Here is a 6,000-nt window from a genome sequence, read left to right on the forward strand (position 1 = left end):
CGACGCCCCGCGCTACCTCGCCTACCTCGCCCTACCTTGCTCTACCTCGCCCTAGCTCCTACCTACCGCTCCGCACCTCATCCCACCTCAGCTCGTCGGCCACGCCGAGGGCGCCGGCGGCACCACCACCGGCGGGCGGTCGTCGCAGGTGATCGTGTTCGGCAGCTCCCACGGCGCCAGCCAGGCCCCCGTGGTGCCGCCTCCGGTGTTGCCGCCGAGGTCGGTCAGCGCGAACTCCGAGCCGGCCGAGGTGAAGTGGAACGAGCCGCAGTTGTTGACGCCGACGGCGCCGACGTTGCGGGCCACCACGTTCTGGAACGTAGCGCCGCCGGCCGAGCGGGCCGACACCACCGAGGTGCCGGTGCCGTCGACCTTGATGTTCGCGAAGTGCACGTTCGTGATCGAGTACAGGTCCTTCACCGAGAAGTCCGAGACCAGCATGATCGCGTTATAGGTGTTGTCCAGGAAGTTGTCGCCGGTGACCTGGATGTCCGCGTCGATGTTGTGCTCGAGTGCGTAGATCCAGATGGCGCCCAGGCCGATCTTCCAGTTCAGCTCGAACGTGCCGGCGCGCACCGTGGTGTTGTCCGCGACGCGGATCGTGCCGGCGAACGGCACCGCGCCGAAGCGGCTGCCGATCTGTAGCGCCGAGCCCTCCCGGATCGGGTCGGCGACCAGGTTGTCGGACACCGTCAGGTCACTGCCGCCGTACAGGGCGATGCCGTTGGCCAGCACCGGCGTCTGCACCGTGTTGTGGTCGAACACGTCACCGGAGTCCGCGGTCTTCTCCGACCACATCGCCAGGCCGTCGTCGCCGGTGTTGCGGATGAAGTTGTTCCGCACCACCGAGTTCGTCACGCCGGTGTGGAAGTTGATCCCGTCGGCGATCTGGTCGGCGATCTGGTTGTCCTGGATCGTCAGGTTGTTCATCGGGCCGTCCAGCCACATCCCGACCTTGGTGTGCTGGATGTACAGGCCCTGGATGCTGGAGTCGCTCAGCGCGCCGCCGATGCCGTTCACCTGGTCGGTGTCGATGCGTTCGCGCACGTCGCCCTCGATGGCGAAGTCGGACAGGTGCACGTTGTGCGATCCGCCGACCGAGGCGTCCTTGCCGTAGAAGCCGACGCCGGTGTGGACCGAGCCGTCCGGGGCCGGCGCCGAGAGCGTCACCTGGTGGCCCTTGACGATGGTGTACCAGCTGCCGGCGCCCTCGATGGTGACGTCGTCGACGATGATGTGCCGGTTCACCTGGTACGTGCCCGGCGGCAGGTACACCGGCAGGTGCACCAGGCGCGCGAAGGCGATCGCCCGGTCGATGGCGTCGGCCGAGTCGCGCTGTCCGGTCGGGTCGGCGCCGAACAGCAGCACGTTCGCCGCCGCCAGGTCGATCTTCGGCGGCGCGACCAGCTGGGAGTCCATCAGGTCGATGGTGGTGGTCGCCGCGGCCGTGCCGGCCGGGGCGGCCAGCCGGATGACGTCGCCGGCCCGGTAGGTGCGCCCCAGCAGCAGCCGCTGCTCGTCGTAGAAGTGGTTGGGACGGAACGGCGTCGGGAACACCGGCGCCGGCGTGGTCTGATCCGGCACGCAGTTGCACTCGGTGGTCCACCAGTCCGGGTCCAGCGGCCCGGCCGAGGGGTCGTTGCTGAACGGGTACTCGTTGTACAGCCACGCGTACTGCGACGTCAGCGTCATCGTCCGGTGGTCGTGGCCGTTCACCGACACGTCCAGCGGCGCCGTGATCCCGCCGCCGGCGGGGGCGTCCGGGATGCTGTAGCGGACCGTGATCGCGTTCGTCGCCGCCGGCAGCGTGAACTGCACGTACTGCCCGGGCTTCAGTGTCACCGCCGAGCGCCCGGACGCCTCGGCGGCCAGCGTGTAGGCATCGGTGCCGGGCCCGATGACCGTGCCGTCGGTGACGGCGTTCTCCGCCTCCTGCTCGACGAACCCCGGATCGGCGCCGCGTCCGGCGACCAGTGACGGATCCAGCGCGGCCCGCGTGACCTTCGTCGGCGGCGCCGTGGCCGCGCCGGCGGGGCCGGCGGCGATGAGCGTGCTCAGGCCCAGAACCGCGGCGAAGGCCGCGGCCAGGGGTTTGGTGGGTGTGGGCATGACTGGACCGTAGGCGGCCCACGTGCCGGAGGCAAGAGTTCTGTACCTTGATTTCAGGGGATCATCAGTGATCTTCAGCTTCTACTCGGCTTCTTGCGTTAGCGCGGTCGAATCTTGCGCAAGAAGGCGGGGCTCCCGCCGGAAACCGCTGTAGCGAATCCCAATGCCCTCATCACGAGGACCCCTCATCACGAGGACCCCTCATCACGAGGACCCGACTCGTTCCGCGTGGGTCGCGAGCCGGGCCGCCGCGTCGTGGTCGTGGGTGGGGATGATCGTGGCGGAACGGCGTGCCAGGTGCAGGCGGTGCAGGGCTTTGAAGGTGAGGTCGCGGTCGTCGTCGGCGAAATCGCCCGGGTAGCTGGACTTCTGGCGGATCTCATCGATCTGCAGGGAATGCCAGGCGACGTCGCCCGCCAAAAGGATCCAGCCGCCCGGGGTGTGCGCCAGGACGCCGATGCTGCCCGGTGTGTGTCCCGCGAGGTCGACCAGGACGATGCTGCCGTCGCCGAACAGATCACGGCTGCGGGTGAAGGTGAGGACCGGCGGGCCGTCGAGATCGTATTCGACCAGGGGGCGGTCCTTCAGCGAATCGCGCACGCCACCGACGGGAGCGACCACGCCTTGCGCGATCCAGCGGTGCTCGGTGCTGTGCAGGTGCACCGGGAGGCCTGGCAGGTCGAGCAGCCCGCACACGTGATCCCAGTGCGCGTGCGTCGGCAGCGCGAAATCCAGTGCGGGCAAGTCGGGCTCGGCCCGCAGCGCGGTGATCGTCGCGATGGTGTCGGACGGCGGGCGCACGGCCATCCGCAGAAGTCTCGGCAGCTGCGCGATGGCACGGTGCTCGGCATCGAGGCAGACGCTCGGATCGACGATGAAGGTGGCCTCAGGATGCTGAACCACGAACGACGTCAGCGAATTGGAGATGCGGCGCGGAGAGAAACGCCCCTCCACGATGGCCGCCGTCGGTACCGGCCGCGGTACCTGCGCCAAGGAGGTCACCGTCACCGTCCGCCGGGCGGCGGGCAGTCCCGCATCGGTGATGGACCGCAGGAACCGTTTGTCGGCGCGGCGCGGCCGCAGCGCGCCGCGCACCGAGCCGAACGCCGTCGCACAGCATTCGAGCAGGCCGGGAGTACGTACTGGATCAGGCATGATGGCACGGTAATACTTAAGGTCGACATGAAGTAAAGGGCCGTATCGTGACCACAGTCCATACGATGAAGATCGGCGAAGCCGCGGCCGCCCTCGGTATCGAGGCACATGTGCTGCGGCATTGGGAATCCGCCGGCCTGCTCATGCCACAGCGCAACCGCTCAGGCCATCGCACGTATGACGAGCACGTCCTCGACTACGCCCGGCTGATCCAGACCCTGCAACGCACCGGACTGTCCCTCGATCAGATCCGGCAGCTCGGCTACAGCGCCGACGATGTTCGCCTAGACCTCATCGCCCTTCGCCGCGCTGAGGTGAATGACCGAATCGCCCTGTTGCAGGCCACAGATCGGTTCCTCGGACATCTCACTGCATGCAGCCACCCGATTATCGCCGAATGCCCGGAATGCTCCGACTTTGCCAACCAGGGCCGTGCCCCCCGGCCGGGCGGATTCCCAGATCAGCGGTAGACCCCGCTTCAGATCCGGGGCTGCGCAAGGCTGCCGTGTGGGCTGCGCGCGTGCTTCACCGACCCGTACCGCCGCGGCTCAACCCCTGTCTTCCAGCCGGTTGGCGATGATGGCCTCGAACCGCTCGCGTTCGATCAGGGTCACGTCCGGGCAACTACGGCCATCCTCACAGCCGTAGACGTCTTGCTCGACGCTCCACTCGGCGTCCCTGATCTCGTAGCGTTCGCCGGCTAGTTCGACCGCTCGGTCGCCTTCGCGGACGTGACGTTCGGCGATCGCGACTGCCAGGGGGTTGAGACCGGTGCGGCGTCGGTTGAGTGCATTGATGATCTCGGCTTCCGTCCCACTGGTGGTGGGAAAGAGGCCGTGTATCTCGTCAGTCATGCTGCTGCCACCCTGTTCTTTCCTACAGCGCGGATATCCTGCGGTTGGCCGAGTCGCGACGACTACGTTGTCAGGAGTCCTAAGGGCCCTGCCACACAGTGACTTCGATGGCCAGGTTTCCCGCCTGAGGGGTGGCGGGATCGACCGGCAGGGTCTTCAGCGCGGCGATGCGATGGGTACTGGTCGTCAGGCAGATGACCTGGCCGGGCGCCACGCTGTCCAGGCCGATGGTGGCGGTCCGGTCGCCGTCGTCCCGGCAGCCCGCGTAGGTTCCGGGCCGACCGGGCGGCAGCAGGGCGAACAGGGCGTTGCTCCCGCCGAAGACCTCGTTGAGACCCGGGGTGTAGTACACGGTGTTTCCGTCGTCGGCCGGGTCGACGTCCAGGCCGGCGGAGTCGTTGATGTCGATCTCCGCGATGTGCTTGATGGGGATGCCGCTGGAGCCGTCGCCCTGGACGGCAGCCGTCGCGGATGTCCGCGTCGAGATAGGTGCGGTCGGCGACGGTGAGGCGCCGGTCTGGCCCGAGCCCCCGAACGCGGCGACAGCGGCCCACACCGCACCGGCGGCCACGATCAGGCCGGCCAGGGCGGTGAGCACCTTCTGGCTCGCGGTCAGCGAGCCGACTATGCGGTCCGACCAGGACTTGCTGTCGCCGGCAACCGGCTGACCGGCCTGCGGGCCGCCCTGTTCCCCTGGGTTGCTCACCCTCTCCGCCACGGGCATCAGGCTACTGATTTTCAAGTGCCGGGAGCAACCAGCCCGATCAGCTCATCCGGCCGGACCCAGCTGTCCGCAGGCTCGCGCCGCCGCCTCATTTGCGTAGGTAGGCGAGGCACAGCACGAAGACGGCGCGACCCAGGTAGGCGATCGACTTCACCGGAGACGCGCTCGGGGCGCCGCCGGCTCGCGGGCGCATGACGACGGGGACCTGGCGGACGACGTATCCGGCCTTGATGGCTCTGACGAGAGTGTCGATGGTGTCGGCCAGGTATTCGACCGGATACCACGCCGCGTAATATTCGATGAGTTCGCGATTGCAGCAGCGCAGTCCGGATGTGGTGTCGGTCAGGCGGACCTTGGCCTGGCCGGAGATGACGAGGCTGAACAGTGTCATCGCCCAGCGGCGGGGGCCTCGGGCCTGGTAGTCGCCCTCGCCGGCGAACCTCGCGCCGATGACCATGTCGGCGCCGTCCAGGCCGGCGATCAGTTCCGGGATGCTCTGGGGCAGGTGCTGGCCGTCGGCGTCGAACTGCACAGCGATCTGGTAGCCCTTGTCGCGGGCGTAGACGAAGCCGAGTCTCCTGGCTCCGCCCACGCCGAGGTTGAAGGGGAGTTCCAGGACCGCGACGTCGTGCGCGCGGGCCGTCTTCACCGTGGAGTCGGTCGATCCGTCGTCCACCACGAGGATGTCCACGTGGGGAAGGAAATCCTGGATCTCCTGAAGGACGTCGCCGATGGATTCTTCTTCATTCCACGCGGGAATGATGACAAGCACACTTTTCTGTGTCACGGATGCCCTAGCGATGTGATGATTTCGACACCCATCAAGATATCCGGGCCGGGCCGGCCGTGCTCGCGAACGGCGGGACTCCGGCGATGGCGAGACAGCCGAGGACCCGCTCGGTGTCGCGGGCTCGCGATGAGCAGGATCCCGGACGCACTGGCAACGAAGGAGAAGGCGTCGCCGAGAAACGGAACCCAGCGCCCGAGCGCGAACAGGAAACCGCCGGTGGAAGGACCGGCGAGCCTGACGGCAAGTCCGGTTCTTCGCTGCTTCGTCCCCGACCCTTCAGCTTGCTGCTCCACTTTTGCTTCACACCCGCGTCGCCGCTGGCGGAGCCGAAGGGGCGTAGCAGAGGCGCCTGTCTCTTAGACACATCT

The 6,000-nt window shown here is 67.8% G+C and carries 6 protein-coding genes; 1 reads left to right on the forward strand and 5 read right to left on the reverse strand.

Going from position 1 to position 6,000, the window contains the following annotated elements:
* Window positions 1-87 precede the first annotated feature (87 nt).
* A complete protein-coding gene (locus IZR01_RS06670) occupies window positions 88-2,109 on the reverse strand; it encodes a glycosyl hydrolase family 28-related protein (protein WP_194923286.1) in 2,022 nt (673 codons plus the stop codon).
* 204 nt (window positions 2,110-2,313) lie between these two features.
* On the reverse strand, window positions 2,314-3,204 hold the full coding sequence (locus tag IZR01_RS06675; RefSeq protein ID WP_323746931.1) for an MBL fold metallo-hydrolase: 891 nt from the start codon (window positions 3,202-3,204) through the stop codon (window positions 2,314-2,316).
* A 125-nt stretch (window positions 3,205-3,329) separates the two neighbouring features.
* Between IZR01_RS06675 and IZR01_RS06680 the strand changes: the two genes are divergently transcribed.
* A complete protein-coding gene (locus IZR01_RS06680; protein ID WP_194894342.1) occupies window positions 3,330-3,734 on the forward strand; it encodes a helix-turn-helix domain-containing protein in 405 nt (134 codons plus the stop codon).
* Window positions 3,735-3,812: 78 nt separating this feature from the next.
* Here IZR01_RS06680 and IZR01_RS06685 read toward each other — a convergent pair whose 3' ends face one another.
* The 3 genes from IZR01_RS06685 to IZR01_RS06695 all read right to left on the reverse strand — a co-directional run bounded on the left by IZR01_RS06685 (window position 3,813) and on the right by IZR01_RS06695 (window position 5,629).
* Window positions 3,813-4,118, reverse strand: coding sequence for a hypothetical protein (locus IZR01_RS06685; protein WP_194923288.1), 306 nt, complete (start codon window positions 4,116-4,118; stop codon window positions 3,813-3,815).
* Window positions 4,119-4,197: 79 nt separating this feature from the next.
* Entirely contained in the window at window positions 4,198-4,836 is a 639-nt protein-coding gene (locus tag IZR01_RS06690) for a hypothetical protein (protein ID WP_194923289.1), read from the reverse strand.
* Between the two features lie 94 nt (window positions 4,837-4,930).
* Window positions 4,931-5,629: a glycosyltransferase family 2 protein gene (locus IZR01_RS06695; RefSeq protein ID WP_323746932.1), complete on the reverse strand. Its 699-nt coding sequence runs from the start codon at window positions 5,627-5,629 to the stop codon at window positions 4,931-4,933.
* Window positions 5,630-6,000: the final 371 nt, after the last annotated feature.

Source organism: Catenulispora pinisilvae (assembly GCF_015356865.1).
In the GTDB taxonomy this organism is placed as follows: domain Bacteria; phylum Actinomycetota; class Actinomycetes; order Streptomycetales; family Catenulisporaceae; genus Catenulispora; species Catenulispora pinisilvae.